General features: G+C 58.6%; 11 protein-coding genes. 7 read left to right on the top strand and 4 right to left on the bottom strand.

Translation table 11 applies throughout. From position 1 onward, the window contains the following. Positions 1-428 precede the first annotated feature (428 nt). The 3 genes from VHB22_RS07420 (at position 429) to VHB22_RS07410 (ending at position 6115) form a co-directional block, all read left to right on the top strand. Positions 429-1466: a precorrin-2 dehydrogenase/sirohydrochlorin ferrochelatase family protein gene (locus tag VHB22_RS07420; RefSeq protein WP_325456325.1), complete on the top strand. Its 1038-nt coding sequence runs from the start codon at positions 429-431 to the stop codon at positions 1464-1466. Positions 1467-1796: 330 nt separating this feature from the next. Further along, positions 1797-3947, top strand: a complete 2151-nt coding sequence (locus VHB22_RS07415; protein ID WP_325456324.1) for an OmpA family protein — start codon at positions 1797-1799, stop codon at positions 3945-3947. A 188-nt stretch (positions 3948-4135) separates the two neighbouring features. Then, on the top strand, positions 4136-6115 hold the full coding sequence (locus VHB22_RS07410; RefSeq protein WP_325456323.1) for a hypothetical protein: 1980 nt from the start codon (positions 4136-4138) through the stop codon (positions 6113-6115). On the opposite strand, the gene VHB22_RS07405 is transcribed toward VHB22_RS07410, so the two are convergent. Both VHB22_RS07405 and VHB22_RS07400 read right to left on the bottom strand, forming a co-directional pair. Further along, positions 6055-7038: an alpha/beta hydrolase gene (locus VHB22_RS07405; protein ID WP_325456322.1), complete on the bottom strand. Its 984-nt coding sequence runs from the start codon at positions 7036-7038 to the stop codon at positions 6055-6057. The two genes, VHB22_RS07410 and VHB22_RS07405, sit on opposite strands and share 61 nt — an antisense overlap. Before the next feature lie 33 nt (positions 7039-7071). Beyond that, positions 7072-9282: a transglycosylase SLT domain-containing protein gene (locus VHB22_RS07400; protein WP_325456321.1), complete on the bottom strand. Its 2211-nt coding sequence runs from the start codon at positions 9280-9282 to the stop codon at positions 7072-7074. Between the two features lie 281 nt (positions 9283-9563). Between VHB22_RS07400 and dapA the strand changes: the two genes are divergently transcribed. The 3 genes from dapA to VHB22_RS07385 are packed head-to-tail and all read left to right on the top strand — an operon-like array spanning position 9564 to position 11525. Further along, positions 9564-10454 (top strand): 4-hydroxy-tetrahydrodipicolinate synthase, encoded by an 891-nt coding sequence (dapA, locus tag VHB22_RS07395; RefSeq protein WP_325456320.1) that lies wholly within the window; start codon positions 9564-9566, stop codon positions 10452-10454. A gap of 23 nt (positions 10455-10477) precedes the next feature. Continuing rightward, positions 10478-10951: an SsrA-binding protein SmpB gene (gene smpB / locus VHB22_RS07390; protein ID WP_325456319.1), complete on the top strand. Its 474-nt coding sequence runs from the start codon at positions 10478-10480 to the stop codon at positions 10949-10951. Positions 10952-10955: 4 nt separating this feature from the next. Continuing rightward, positions 10956-11525 carry a peroxiredoxin gene (locus VHB22_RS07385; RefSeq protein ID WP_325456318.1) on the top strand — a complete coding sequence of 190 codons (570 nt, stop codon included), beginning with the start codon at positions 10956-10958 and terminating at the stop codon, positions 11523-11525. Here VHB22_RS07385 and VHB22_RS07380 read toward each other — a convergent pair. Next, the gene (locus VHB22_RS07380) at positions 11506-12171 is read right to left on the bottom strand and encodes a uracil-DNA glycosylase (protein ID WP_325456317.1); all 666 of its coding nucleotides are present in this window, start codon (positions 12169-12171) and stop codon (positions 11506-11508) included. The genes VHB22_RS07385 and VHB22_RS07380 overlap by 20 nt on opposite strands. 29 nt (positions 12172-12200) lie before the next feature. Beyond that, the gene (locus tag VHB22_RS07375) at positions 12201-12848 is read right to left on the bottom strand and encodes an NYN domain-containing protein (RefSeq protein ID WP_325456316.1); all 648 of its coding nucleotides are present in this window, start codon (positions 12846-12848) and stop codon (positions 12201-12203) included. 394 nt (positions 12849-13242) lie between these two features. Between VHB22_RS07375 and rpoZ the strand changes: the two genes are divergently transcribed. Beyond that, positions 13243-13695, top strand: a complete 453-nt coding sequence (rpoZ, locus tag VHB22_RS07370; protein WP_325456315.1) for a DNA-directed RNA polymerase subunit omega — start codon at positions 13243-13245, stop codon at positions 13693-13695. The last annotated feature ends 52 nt before the right edge of the window (positions 13696-13747 follow it).

Below are 13747 nucleotides of genomic sequence, written 5' to 3'. Positions count from 1 at the left end.
TGCTAGAACCGGCTGGACTTGAATAACGGCGAGGACGCAAGTGCGCGACACGCTGCGCAGCCGCAGCTTCCGTCATGGAGCGTGGGCGGGCAACTGTTGGTCGCTTCGTCAATTGGAACGGCGGAATGTGAGATGGACGCAGAATGGTTCCATCTCTCAGCCGCAGCTGACGAGCCCCACCAGCCTATAATTATTGCGCTCGCGAGTGCAGACGATATGGTCCTCATGATCTGTCCCCCGAATAATGAATTAAATAATATAACATCTTGAGTGTGGCACCGTTAAGGCGGCCGTTGCAGTGGCGTGACCTATCGACGTGCGCGTGTGTATGATGGCAGCAGAAAACGCAAATTGCTGCGTCCACATTCGGCATGTCGGATGCCGGAGAGACGCCGCAGGAACGACGTCGCTCGATGCGGAAATCAGATTTGGACGAAACACGGATTGGCGATGCACGCCCCGCCCGTATGCAGGGGCTCGCGACCCTTCCGGTCTTCTTCAAGCTCAAGGGTAAGCGTGCCATCGTCGCGGGCGGCAACGATCCGGCGTTGTGGAAAGCCGAATTATTGGCAGCCGCAGGGGCCGATGTCGCCGTCTATGCCGACGACTTTGCCGACGGCTTCGTCGCGCTTGCATCTTCTCCGCCTGCAGGTTCCGTTATGCTGCATCGCCGCTCATGGCGCGCGGCCGATCTAGACGGCGCAGCCATCGCGATTGCCGCCTCCCCGGACGAAGCCGATGCGAGAACCTTTGCCGCCGCGGCACGAAGCGCGGGCGTGCCGGTCAATATCATTGACCGTCCGGCATTTTGCGACTTCCAGTTCGGAGCCGTTGTCAATCGCTCTCCGTTGGTTGTCGCGATTTCGACCGATGGAGGCGCCCCAGTCTTTGGCCAGTCGATCCGATCGCTCATCGAGGGATTGCTTCCGAGCGGCTTCAAGCGCTGGGCGGAGGCCGCCAAAGTCTGGCGGGGCCAAGGAGATCGCCTTGGCGCCACGCCCACAGCGAGGCGCAGATTCTGGGAGCGCTTTGCCGACATGGCAATGCGCAATGCAGAGCGCGCGCCGACCGACGCCGACCTCGAGCATTTGATTGGAGGTGCCACCTCGTCAAACGAAACCGCACCGCCGGTGACATTTATCGGGGTCGGCGAAAGCACCGAGACATTGACGCTTGGCGCGTTGAAAGCGCTCCGCCAGGCAGATTTCATTGTTTTCGACGCCGGTGTCCCTTCAGCCGTTCTCGACTTTGCGCGCCGTGAGGCACACCGCATTCCCTTAAGCGTCGAAAAGTCGACGGCGGCAATCGATGAAATGATCGCTGCAGCAACCTGCAATCGATCTGTCGTATGCCTTTACCGAACAGCTTCGGCCGCAGATCGCGCGATTGAGCAAATGGCAACGGCTTTGGGAACGGCAGGAACGAGGGCGATCATCCTGGAATGCGCCAAGCACGCACGGAAATAGAATGCAATTGGGCACAACATGAAGTCTTGCCACGCGGGCGCCGTGAACGGTTATCATTATAAGGCCATTGTTCGAGCGTGGTTGCACCTCTGCAACTGCACCAAAAAAGGCCAGAAATATCCATTATTTTCATGATGTTAACTAAGTGTCGGATGCTCTTTCCTCGGCTTGGAATGGGTTTGGCTCTTGGCTATACTCAGCCCGGGGGTCCGCTCGGATCGAAGTCTAGCCACGGGGCGGGCGGTTGCGCATCGCTCTGAATCTTGCTGGGCGGCGTATCGTTTCGCTGTGCCTCCGCGTCGTAGTGTAGTTCCGGAGTCGCGTGCGAAAATGCGCTGCAATCCATCCTATTGGCTATTGGGCCTCGTCCCGATCGCAATGTTGAGTTGGGTTGCGGTTCAGCTCCAGCACGGGGACATCGAAAACGATCTCGCGCGTCGAACGGCCGAAGCGCTGAAACGCGGCGGCTTCGGCTGGGCAGTCCCGTATGTCAGCGGCCGCGACGTCATCGTCACAGGCAAGGCTCCGGAAAAACGAGGATCTATGCTCGCCGCTGCCTACGCGCGCAACACTTGGGGCGTGCGTGTTGCCTACAACAGAACGGGTTTGATTGCGCGTGTTACCGATTATCGGTGGACAGCAACATTCGACGACTCGAAGCGATTAAGGCTGGCGGGCGACGTTCCTTCGGAGCGCGCCCGAAGGGCGCTCATCGCTGCAGCAAAATCTGCCTATCGTGGAGCTCCGGTGACGGACGACATGAAGCTCGCAAGGGGGAACATTGATCGCGAAGCTTGGCTTGCAGGCGCCGAGTTCAGTTTGAAAACGCTAGCCGCGCTGAGGAGCGGCGAAGCGCAGTTGGCATCTCTAAATCTGTCGATGCGCGGCGTGGCGGCGAATTCGCAGGTTTATCGGGATGTGAAGTCGGCCCTCGCCAAACGTCGTCCCGACGGCATCAAGCTCGTGCGCGAAGACATCTCCTTACCGGTCGCCCGGCCGTATGTGTTGGTTGTCAAAAAAGGTTCCGACGGCGTTTCCCTGTCGGGCTACGAGCCAACCGACGCAGCGCGAACCAAGCTCGTCGCCCGCGCAAAATCGTTGTTTTCGAAATTTTCGCTGTCGGATCGCACCGACATTGCCGATGGGGCGCCGGATGGTTGGGAGAAGGCGACCAGCATTGCGCTTGAGCAGTTGGCGCAGCTCAAATCGGGCGAAGCGGCATTCCGCGATCGGGACCTGATATTTTCTGGCGAAGCGACCGACGAGCAACTTGCGTCCGCTGTTCGAAGGACGCTGAAACTCGATGTGCCGCAAAATTTTAAACTCGTCGACCGGATACGCTATCCAAAGCCGAATTTCTTCCCCGACGGCGCTGGCTACGTCATGGGGATTGTCCATGAAGGCCCCTCGGTTGACATCATCGGCATGATTCCAAGCGAAGCGGCACGCGCCGCATTGATCGATGCCGTAAAAGCGCGCTTCCCCGGCGTCGCTGTAAATGACAAAACGCAGGTTGCGCCGGGCGCCCCGGAAGGATGGCAGCAATGCGTTGTGGCGGGGCTTGCGTCTCTACCGCGTTTGAAGAAGGGCCGGTCGCTCCTTTCCAACCACAAGCTGGAAGTGTCGGGAGAAACGGACGACTACGCCGCGTCGCAATCTGTTCCAGGCGATATCAAGGCGGCTGCCGGACAAACATGCGATACGACGACCAACATCGCATTTACCGGGAAGATGAAAACCGATCTGAGTTGGAAGGCGACGCGGGGTCGAAACGGAATGATCACGCTCGAAGGCGACGCGCCGGATGATCCCTCACGTGTACGCGTGATCGAAACGGCGCAACGGCTTTACGCTGGCGAGAGCATTTCAGATCACATGAAGATCGTTGGCGCATCTCCGGAACCATGGCTTTCAGCAACACACGTGGCGCTTGCGCAGCTTTCAAGACTACGCCGTGGTGACGTTGAGATTTCCGGAAAAAAATTGATGATCGAAGGCGCGGCGGAGAGCGATAAAGTTGCCGACGACATTCGCAGCGTTCTATCGACGGACCTGCCACCGGGCTTCACAGTCAAGGATTCCATTAGCGTCATGTCGGCGACCGAGAAGGCGGCTGACAGCTGCCAAGCGCTCATGCGCGAAGCATCGGCCAAGGGTATTATCAATTTCGACCGCGCAAAGGCCGATTTGACGCCAGACAGCACTCAGACTTTGAAGGATCTTGTCGACATTGCCAATGAGTGCCCCTCCTTCAAGATCGAGATTGAAGGTCACACCGACGCCGAAGGGACCGACGAGCGTAATCAGCGGCTATCGGATCGGCGCGCGCGCGCTGTTGCCGATTTTCTGGCGCGCCACGGAGTCGACCCGAACCGACTGACGACGATCGGTTATGGTGCGAAGCGACCGATTGCCGACAACGCGACGGCCGAAGGCCGCGCAAAAAATCGCCGAATCGAATTCAATGTCAGCCCGAATTAAAGGAGGGCGCACCGCGTAGGATCGATTGATGGATTACTTGTTCTTGAAATTCATCTGGTGGGTTGCGCTCGCTTTCGCGCTTGGACTCGTCGTCGGCTGGATCTCGTGTCGCGAGAAGAAGTCGTGAACCTGGGCGCCACAGAGATGTGTAAGCGCGTGCACCATCGCCCGCAAAAGCGAGTCCGAATATGACGTATCTGCTTTTGCAGACATTCCTGCTGCTGCTGGCGTCATACTTTCTCGGCGCTTTTTTGGCATGCACCGTCAAACGTATGATCTTCGGCGAACGCCACGACGCTCCAGGCCGTGTCGCGGTGCCCGTGATGGCCGACGCCCCGCTACGGACGTCAACGAGTGCAGTGCCTATCCCCCAGCCGATAAGAACAAGAAACGTCCCGCCGCCGGTGGTCCCGCGTTCGATTGATCCGGTACAGCCGAAGATCGACGTAATCCGGCGCCCCGAACCGCGTCCGGTGCCGAAGCTCGTCGATCCATCGCGCTTCGAACGAGCTTTGATGGGGCCGGACCCTAACGAAGGAATGCCCCGCACGGCTATCCTCGAAATTCGTCCGGCTGTGTTGAAGCCGGTCACTGGGGCATATCAACCCGGGACGTATGGCCCGCCACCGGAGCCAGAACCTCCTCCGCCGCCTATCGTCGAGGTTGTCGAACCCGTGGCGGTGGAACGTGTATCGCCGCTCCCACTTCAAGAAGCGCCGCAGCAAAATGACTCCTCCGGCGTCGCCGCCGAAGTCGAACCCGAAAGGCGTGCCAGCCTAAGCGATGCCACGACCTCCGCGGCTGCATCGGCTGTCGCTGCAGCAAAAGCCGCAGCCGCAGCCTCAATAGTCCCGATGCTTCGAACGCTAACGCCGCGTTCTTCGAGACAGACCTTGATGGAGAAGCTATCGCTGAGTCCGGACGTTGAGCAGGTTGAGATAGGGCGATCGCCGGAACAGCCGCTAGCAGTAGAAGAGGCGGTTGAAGATAAGGCCGTAGAGAACGAGACGGCTGGAGAAGACGAGGCCGAAATCGATCAAGATACGGCGAGCTTCGAAGCGCTGCAGGATCGGCAGCGCGCCGAAGACGAGGAGCCGCCGGAAGATTGTCAAGACGAAGATACAATCGATGCGGACAACCTCGCGATCGAGCCGGAGTTGCTTGACGAAGAAGACGAAGAACCGCAGTCGAACGTGACACCACAGGCTGTCGTTCTTACACCCATCGAAGGCGGCGACGATTTTCAACGCATCCGCGCCATCGACGCTGAGCTGGAACAGCGTCTGAAAGCCGAAGGCATCACCAGTTTCGAGCACATCGCGGCCTGGCGCGCCGCTGACGTTCAGCGGTTGAGCCAGACACTTGGGATCCCTGGCCGCATCGACAGAGAGCAGTGGGTCGAGCAGGCGCAAATCCTCGCTAAGGGCGGAGAAACCTACTATTCGCGCAATCGGTTGGCTGCTCTAAAGGCCGCGACCGCCGCATCGATTCCTCAAATTGCCGAACCGGTCGACGCGTCTCCAGCCGAAACTCTCGAAGAGTCTGAGGAACCATCGCCGCCTGCTGAAGCTGTAAGCGAGGCCGCGTATTCGGCGCCCGCTTCAGAGCAAGTTCCGCCAGCCCCCGAGACAACTGCGAAACTTTCCGGCGTCGCCGCAGCAAGCCAGGGCCGCTCTGTGGCGGAAATGGCGGCTGCCGCGGCCGCCGCGATCGCCGCCGCGTCCGCAAGCGTGACACGGGGATTGAAGCCGATCGAGCCGATCTCGCCTCTTTCGAAAGTCGATCCGAAAATCTCAATTCCGGCGAAGCTTTCGGACGCCATAAAAGAGAAGGAAGCAGCGTCAACGCCTGCGGTTTCTCCGGTTGAAATGGAACCGCCACGACCGATGTCGGCGGCGAGTCATGGCCCGTCCGACGACTTGAAGCGCATTCGTGGAGTCGGGGTTCTCATCGAAAAGCGCCTCAACGCCATGGGAATATCGCGTTACGAGCAGATCGCGAATTGGACCAGCGGCGACATTGATCGCGTCAGCCAGATGCTCGAATTCAAAGGTCGGATCGAACGCGAAGGCTGGGTCGAACAGGCCCGTATCCTGTTGAGCGGCGGTTACACGGAATTTTCGCGGCGGGTCGACCGGGGCGAAGTCGATACCAGCCGCGAAACGTGACGGAAATCGCTATGCGTCATGGCGTGTTGCCGGGCTTCCGCGACGTCGTCCGTTTCTGCGAAGAACGACGCGACAGCAGAAATCGTCGGCGCGTCAAGCAGCAACGGCGCATGCCCTTGATCCGGAATGGTGACGGACGTCATCCGCGGATGCCGTCGTTTCATTTCCTCGACGGTGCTGTCTGACAAAAGGTCCGAATTGCCGCCGCGCAAGACCAGGAGCGGCAGACGTTTGAGAGCTTCAAACTGTGGCCAAAGCTTTGGAATCGGACCGTCCAAAACCGAAAGGCATTTGGAAAGCTTCGGATCGTAGCCGCTAACAGGTTTGCCGTTCTTCTCGTTGAAAAGCTGACGCGCAATCGCTTCGGCATCCGCGTCTGTCAGGTTTGGAAAATCGCGCTGCGACAGATCGCGAACGATGCGCGCCGCATCAGACCAGTTTTTTGGCAGCGGAACGCGCCCGACGTAGCCAGCAATTCTTGCAAGCCCGTCCATCTCGATGACAGGCCCGATGTCGTTCAAAACGACCGGCCCGACGAGCGTCGGCTGCGCGGCCGCCAGAACCATCGTGATCAACCCGCCGCGCGATGTGCCGATGATGCCTGCTTTGCGCAGTTCAAGCATCGTCATGAAATCGATGACGTCCTGCATTTCGATCGGAACGGCGTAATTCTTCCAGTTCTTATCATTTTCGGAAAGACCGCGCCCGCGCGTATCGAGCGTAAATACGTCGCGCGAGGGCGTATGGTTCTGGCTTAATGCCAGAGCGATCGTGTGGAAGTCTCGGCTGTTTCTCGTCAAGCCAGCGAGACAGAGAATAGGCCGCGCGCCGCTTGGCGCCGCCGCGCGATAATGCCGTCCATAAAGACGCAGGCCGTCGCGGTTGGTGAAATAGATTGCGTCATATCCCAGCTCTGCCGTCATGGTTCCTCAACGTTCAGTGGCGCAGCAATATCACTACCCCTCGCTGTCTCCAGCCGCAGTCGCGCGTGTATCGCTCCTGCTGGGCGAACCGGCACGCGCCCGAAGGAGATCCTGCTGTAAGCGAAGCGCGTTCTTTGTATCGCCGAGCCTTGCGCGATAGATCTGAATGTTCGCCAGAACTTTCGTCACGTAATCGCGTGTTTCTCGGATAGGAATACGTTCTATCCAATCCACCATGTCGACCCGAGGATCGCGCGGGTCGCCGTTTTCAGCAATCCATTGTCGTGCCCGGCCCGGCCCCGCGTTGTAACCAGCAAGGCCCAGCACATATGAGCCATCGAAGTCGTCCATACGATCGGCAATATAAGCCGACGCCAAGGTCACGTTATAGCGCGTGTCGGAAAGCAATCGCGGAATCTGACATTTTATTTTGTAGCCGCGGCAAACGTGGCGCGCCGTGCCGGGCATGATTTGCAGCAGACCCTTGGCTCCGGCGCCCGAGACGATTTGAGAGTCGAATTCCGTTTCCTGGCGCGCAAGACCCAACAGCAGCGCAAGCTCCGGCGGCTTGCGCAGAGGTTTGTATCCGGGAAAGGCAGTCACTGGATAAGCATACGTCAGCAGGTTCTGACCCTTCGCGACGGCGACTTTCCCGATCCGCAACGACATCTGAGGATCGCCGATCGCCCGGGCGATATACGCGACCATGCCGGCTTCGGCTTCGCTCGACATTGCATTGTGCAGGGCAACCAGAAAACTTCGCGTGTAAAGGCGAGAAAGCTTGGCTTTCGCGGCCAGGATCAAAGCCTTCGAGGCATCGAGCGAGATCAGTTTCTGGATTTCGCGCGGTGTTGGATAAGCCGGTGGCGTTATCGTGAGCGACGTACGTCCCGGCTGAAGCATTTGCATTGCAAGCAGGCCGTGGAACGTGTCGGTATTCCGCGCTGCTAGCCTGTAATGCCTGACAGCGGCGGCCTTATCTCCACGCGCATCCGCGACCCGGCCCAGCCAATACTGTGCCTTTGCACGACTGAGCGGCCCATCGGCGGCCGCTGCCATGGCGCGGAAATGTCTTTCGGCTGCGTTGATATTGTTCAGATACCGAAAGGCGATCCACCCCGCCATGAAGGCTTGCTCTTTGAGCGGATTGACCGTCAGCGGACCGGCATTCTTCACCAGATTGTAGGCGAGCCGCATCTTGCCAAGCTTCAGCGCGCCGTAAGCGAGTTCGCGACGTTCGGCCCACCACTCATCAAGTTCGGCAATTTTTTTCGGATCAGGCGGCACGGAGAGAATAAGATCGGCGGCCTCTTCGATTTTGCCTGCTTTGCGCAGCAGCTGCGCACGATGAAAGATCAGCCCGGGATCGTTTGCGCCTCGGTGCGATAGCGAGCCCATTAAGGCGCGAGCATTCGACGCTTTGTTGAAAACGGCGAGCCGGGCCTTTGCCGATTTCTGTTCGGATTGCGGCAATAGCGGGATAACCCGCCGCGCAGCGGCAACACGATCAGCACGATTTCCTGCATAGCGGACATCGTCCGTCACCAGCCGGTCGAAACGCCACTTGTGATCCGCTGGGGTGAGCAACTTGCCGAAGCGGGCCAGGAAACCTGTTTCGAGTGTCGGCGGTATCGTCAAGTCTCGCCACGTCTTGGCCGCAAGAGATCGCGCCTTGGCCGTATTGCCTTCGGCGAGATAGGCCGATGCGAGAGCGGCGTAGCCGGCGCCCGTTTGTGGCGGCTCGGTCGCAAAATGATTTTTAATCGCAATCGAGCTTCCGCCCTGCGTAAACAGCGCTTCTTCGAGTCGCCGTGTAAGCATTGCACGCGATGGCCAGAGAGGACTGTCTCGTAAAAATGCCTCGTACTCCTCCGGATCGCCGAGTCCGGCGCGGAGCCGTATCCAATCCGCGAGCTTCCTTCCGATCGGATTTGAAATGCCGCTTCTGGCATCCTTAAACCGGTCGACATCTCGAGCGCGGACGGCCGCGACGGCTTCCTTGAGATGTTTCACATCGTCTGGGGATGGTTCTGCAGATAGCAGCGGAGCAAGCGCCACGCGTAGCTTGTCAAGCTGCGCCTGTTCGGCGGGAAGCGGACGCGGCGCCGCAACTTCCGACAGAGGCGATTCGGCAAATGCCGGTGTGCATGCTGCGAAATAAGCAATAAGCAGACCCGCCGCAGCGCGCATTAAGCCGCTGGCGCGAAAGAGATTTGGCGTTTCCGTGAGCGGATTTAGGGGCATCGTTTCTCAATCGGTAGGACGCAAGGTTGCACGATCTTGCGGCGGCCTTAACGAGCGCCTAATGTCGCCTCGCTTTGTATCAAAAGTGATCGTTCTACCGCATTAAGCGGCCGTGCGGTCATCGATGCAAGCGCTTAGGCCGGACGAAGTGGCATGACGGTGCGGCGGGACCGTGGCTCACGTAGGTCAAGCCTTAGGACAAGCTTCATCAGTTGATGTCTACAACCGGGGCTAAACGGTCTCACGCAAGAGATCTCCCGGATCCAAATCAAGGCGAAGGCATGTTTAAAGGTTCGATAACGGCGCTTATTACGCCGTTCAGAAACGGCAAGATCGACGAAAACGCTTATACGCGATTCATCGATTGGCAGATTTCGGAAGGCACGAACGGGCTCGTTCCTGTGGGAACAACCGGCGAAAGCCCGACTCTCGATTTCGAAGAGCACAAACGCGTTATCGAGCTATGTGTGGAAGCTGCGAAAAAGCGCGTGCCGGTCATCGCCGGAACCGGCTCCAACTCGACGGACGAAGCCGTCGAGTTGTCCCAATACGCCGAAAAGATTGGTGCCGACGCCGTTCTTATTGTGACGCCATATTACAATAAGCCGACACAGGAAGGGCTTTATCAGCATTTCAAGGCTGTCAACGATGCGATCGGGATTCCGATCGTGATCTACAACATTCCTGGACGTTCGGTCGTCGACATGACCGTGCAGACGATGGCGCGTTGTTATGAATTGAAGAACGTTGTCGGTGTGAAGGATGCGACCGCCAACCTTGCCCGACCTTCGCAAACGCGCGCGGCGCTGGGGCCGGATTTCTGTCAGCTTTCCGGCGAGGACGCGACAGCGCTCGGTTTTATGGCGCACGGCGGCTCGGGCTGCATTTCGGTCGCATCAAACGTTGCGCCGCGCCTTTGCGCCGAATTCCAGAACGCCTGCCTTGCTGGCGACTTCAAGAAGGCGCTCCTGCTCCAGGATCGCTTGATGCCATTGCATGAGGTCATGTTCATTGAAAGCAATCCCGGCCCGGTGAAGTACGCCGTGTCGAGGCTTGGCTTCGGAACGGCTGAAATGCGCCTGCCGCTGACGCCGATCTCTGAAGCATCGCGCAGGGCGGTGGATCAAGTGCTGCTTCAGCTTGATCTCATCGGCGCGAAGGCCGCTGAGTGATCTCTCTCGGAGCCTCTTGATCGATGTCAGCAAAACGCGACGACGGCAGCACGCTCGTCGCCGAGAACCGCAAGGCGCGGCATGAGTATTTCATCACCGACAGTTGGGAAGCCGGCATTGAGCTTCTCGGGTCGGAAGTGAAGTCGCTTCGGCGTGGGCAGTCGAATATCGCCGAAAGCTACGCTTCGGTCGAAGAGCAAGGCATTTGGCTGATAAACAGCTACATTGCGGAATATCCGGGAGCAGCGCTTTTCCCGCACGAGCCGCGTCGCAAGCGCCGCCTGCTAATGCACGCGCGTGAGATCCACAAAATCGCGACCGCCGTTGAGCGTAAAGGCATGACGCTGGTCCCGCTTGAAATGTATTTCAACGCGAAAGGACGTGCGAAAGTCAAAGTCGGCCTCGCACGTGGCAAGAACCAATCCGATAAGCGTCAAGACGCGGCTAAGCGCGATTGGAATCGCCAAAAAGCCCGGCTGATGCGCGAAAAAGGCTAAACGGGTGTCGAGCGATCAAACACAGGCGGCAGATTGGCCATGGCCCGCGCCCGTCGATGATGGGTGCGCGAAGCATCTCATCGCTGGCACGCGTTTGCCCGATGTCGCGCTACCCGCAACGAGAGGCGCGAGCGTCAACCTCGCCCGCTATCAGGAACGGGCCATCGTCTTCATCTACCCGATGACGGGGACGCCGGGAGTTCAAAATCCTGCCGGATGGGACAACCTCCCTGGAGCTCACGGCTCGACACCCGAGGCCGAAGGATTTCGCGATTGCTATGCCGAGTTCGAGCTTCTTCGTTATGAAGTCTTCGGCGTAAGTGCGCAATCTCCCGCCGCGCAGGAAACCTTCGCGGCGCGCGCAGGAATCCCATATCTTCTGCTGAGCGATGAAAAGCTTGAGTTTGCCGATGCTTTGCGGTTGCCGCGCTTCGAAATCGGCGGCGAGACTTACCTGAAGCGGCTTACGATGATCGTCCGGGACGGCGTCATCTATCGCGTTATCTATCCTGTACATCCGCCGGCGACGCACGCCCGCGAGCTGCTGCAGTCGCTCAGCCAAGCTCGCGCCTGATATTCTCGAACACGGTTCGGAACATCGCAGTCGTCAACTTGCCAGTGTTCGTATTGTAGCGCGAGCAGTGAAAGCTATCGAACAGCAAGCCTTCGCCTCCAATTTCGTGCCGCGCTCCATGCGAAAACGGGAACAGCGCTTTTCTCTTCGCCATCGTTGTCAGCGTCTGGTCGTGGGCAATGCGGCCGAGAGCGAGAATGATTTTCAGCCGGGGCAGGTGGGCCAACCGCGATTGGAAGAAGGGCCTGCAGGTCGCAATCTCCTGCGGCAGCGGTTTGTTTTCCGGCGGCACGCAGCGCACGGCATTCGTGATCATGCAATCGATGAGTTCAATGCCATCGTCGGGACGGGCACCGTAGGTGCCGCGTGCAAATCCATAATCGAGTAGTGTCTGATAAAGGAGATCGCCAGCGTAATCCCCCGTGAATGGCCGGCCTGTCCGGTTGGCTCCGTTGCGTCCCGGCGCCAGCCCAACGATGAGCAGGCGAGCGTCACTTGCACTCCCGAAAGAGGGGACAGCACCGTTGAACCAGGACGGCTCCTTGGCTTCGTTCTCGTGACGATACGCGACGAGCCTCGGACAGCGTTCGCATTTGAGCGGAGCTTCGGGTTCAACAGCGCCAGCCGCCGCCAGCTCAGCTGTCATGGGCAAAGGGCCTTCCGGACAGAAGTCGCTCAGACCTCTTCTTCTGCGAGATCGTCGTCACCGAAGTATGAGGAATCGCGCCCCCCCTGAACAGAAGAGCCGCCGCGTCCTTGATAGCCACGCGCGCCCTCACGGACTCCCCGGCCGTTCTGACTTCGCCCGACCTGATCTTCCAAATCGGCAAGATCCACGAACTGGTCGGCCTGGCGGCGCAACTCGTCGGCCACCATGGGCGGCTGAGTCTGTAACGTAGAGACAACACTCACCCGCTTACCCTTTTGTTGAAGGGCAGCAACCAGGCTCCGGAAATCTCCGTCGCCCGAAAAGATAACGATATGATCCAGACTGTCGGCTAGACGCATGGCATCGACCGTCAGCTCGATGTCCATGTTGCCTTTGACTTTGCGGCGGCCGGTAGCGTCGGTGAATTCCTTCGTCGGCTTCGTCACCATTGAAAAGCCGTTGTAATCCAACCAGTCGATCAGCGGCCGAATGGAGGAATACTCCTGCTCTTCAGCGAGAGCGGTGTAATAGAGCGCTCGTACCAGTTGCCCCTTTTGCCGGAAAAGCCCGAGCAACTTCTTGTAATCGATATCGAATCCCAGCGACTTCGCGGTGGCGTAAAGATTTGCACCATCAATGAACAACGCAACACGTTCGGTAGGATAAAAATGCATCGGTGAGGTCCTAATGCCACTTCAATACTAAACGACGTCCAACAACTAATTTAGGGCGAGTAGATTGAGAAAAACAATTTCTCAAGAATTAACAAGCGCCTCTAAGTGAGTTGACGGCCAAAAAAGCTTCTACGGCGTAGAATGCCAGCCGATTATCGATAACACGCTCCCCATGATCAACAATTGTGACAAATAGTCTAGCAGTCATGTGGCTTAAGCACTGCGGACTGACGCTACGCCGTTTCGGGTATGCGACGCGCTCCGAAGAGCTTGCTTTTATTGGGACGCCATGCGAAAGAGTTTGGCGCGGCGCTGGGAAAGCGGTCCCGAACGATTTTTTGCGCCCAAATCAAATTGAGCAGTGGATGGTTAAACCAAGGGAAGGTCAGCCCTAATGGCTCGCGTCACCGTCGAAGATTGCGTCGACAAAATTCCTAATCGTTTTGAGCTGGTGCTTTTGGCTGCCCACCGTGCGCGCGCCATTACGAACGGCAGCGCTATCACGATTGCGCCCGACGACGATAAGAACCCAGTGATCGCGCTACGCGAGATTGCGGAGAAGACCCTCTCTCCTGACGACATGCGCGAAACGCTGATTTCATCGATCCAAAAGAACACCGAGGTCGACGAGCCGGAAGCGGTCGCTGCACCTCTGCTGCCGCCGGACCGCCGTGCTCCGATGCTTGGCCGCGACGATCTCTCGACCGACACACAGGTTGACGTGATGACGGAAGAGCAGCTCCTCCGCGGTCTCGAGAGCATGACGCCGCTCGAACCGTCGGCCAATATCGGTTCTGGTGCGGGCCCCCGGGAACGCGAACGCGATCCACGCGATCGGTCGCGCTGAGCACGAAGGCGCGGTTCTTCTCGCCGCAACGCCGCACGCCGAGTCACTTTAA

It is taken from the genome of Hyphomicrobium sp., assembly GCF_035548195.1.
Lineage (GTDB): Bacteria > Pseudomonadota > Alphaproteobacteria > Rhizobiales > Hyphomicrobiaceae > Hyphomicrobium_B.
The sequence above is the reverse complement of the archived record's forward strand: the minus strand, read 5'-3'. Positions and strand labels throughout refer to the sequence as shown.

What these genes read in the sequence shown, in the direction of transcription:
- smpB (WP_325456319.1), top strand. Translation starts at nt 10,478, where the DNA reads ATGTCAGCAAAACGCGACGACGGCAGCACGCTCGTCGCCGAGAACCGC.
- VHB22_RS07415 (WP_325456324.1), top strand. Translation starts at nt 1,797, where the DNA reads ATGCGCTGCAATCCATCCTATTGGCTATTGGGCCTCGTCCCGATCGCA.
- VHB22_RS07405 (WP_325456322.1), bottom strand. Translation starts at nt 7,038, where the DNA reads ATGACGGCAGAGCTGGGATATGACGCAATCTATTTCACCAACCGCGAC.
- dapA (WP_325456320.1), top strand. Translation starts at nt 9,564, where the DNA reads ATGTTTAAAGGTTCGATAACGGCGCTTATTACGCCGTTCAGAAACGGC.
- VHB22_RS07375 (WP_325456316.1), bottom strand. Translation starts at nt 12,848, where the DNA reads ATGCATTTTTATCCTACCGAACGTGTTGCGTTGTTCATTGATGGTGCA.
- VHB22_RS07400 (WP_325456321.1), bottom strand. Translation starts at nt 9,282, where the DNA reads ATGCCCCTAAATCCGCTCACGGAAACGCCAAATCTCTTTCGCGCCAGC.
- rpoZ (WP_325456315.1), top strand. Translation starts at nt 13,243, where the DNA reads ATGGCTCGCGTCACCGTCGAAGATTGCGTCGACAAAATTCCTAATCGT.
- VHB22_RS07380 (WP_325456317.1), bottom strand. Translation starts at nt 12,171, where the DNA reads ATGACAGCTGAGCTGGCGGCGGCTGGCGCTGTTGAACCCGAAGCTCCG.
- VHB22_RS07410 (WP_325456323.1), top strand. Translation starts at nt 4,136, where the DNA reads ATGACGTATCTGCTTTTGCAGACATTCCTGCTGCTGCTGGCGTCATAC.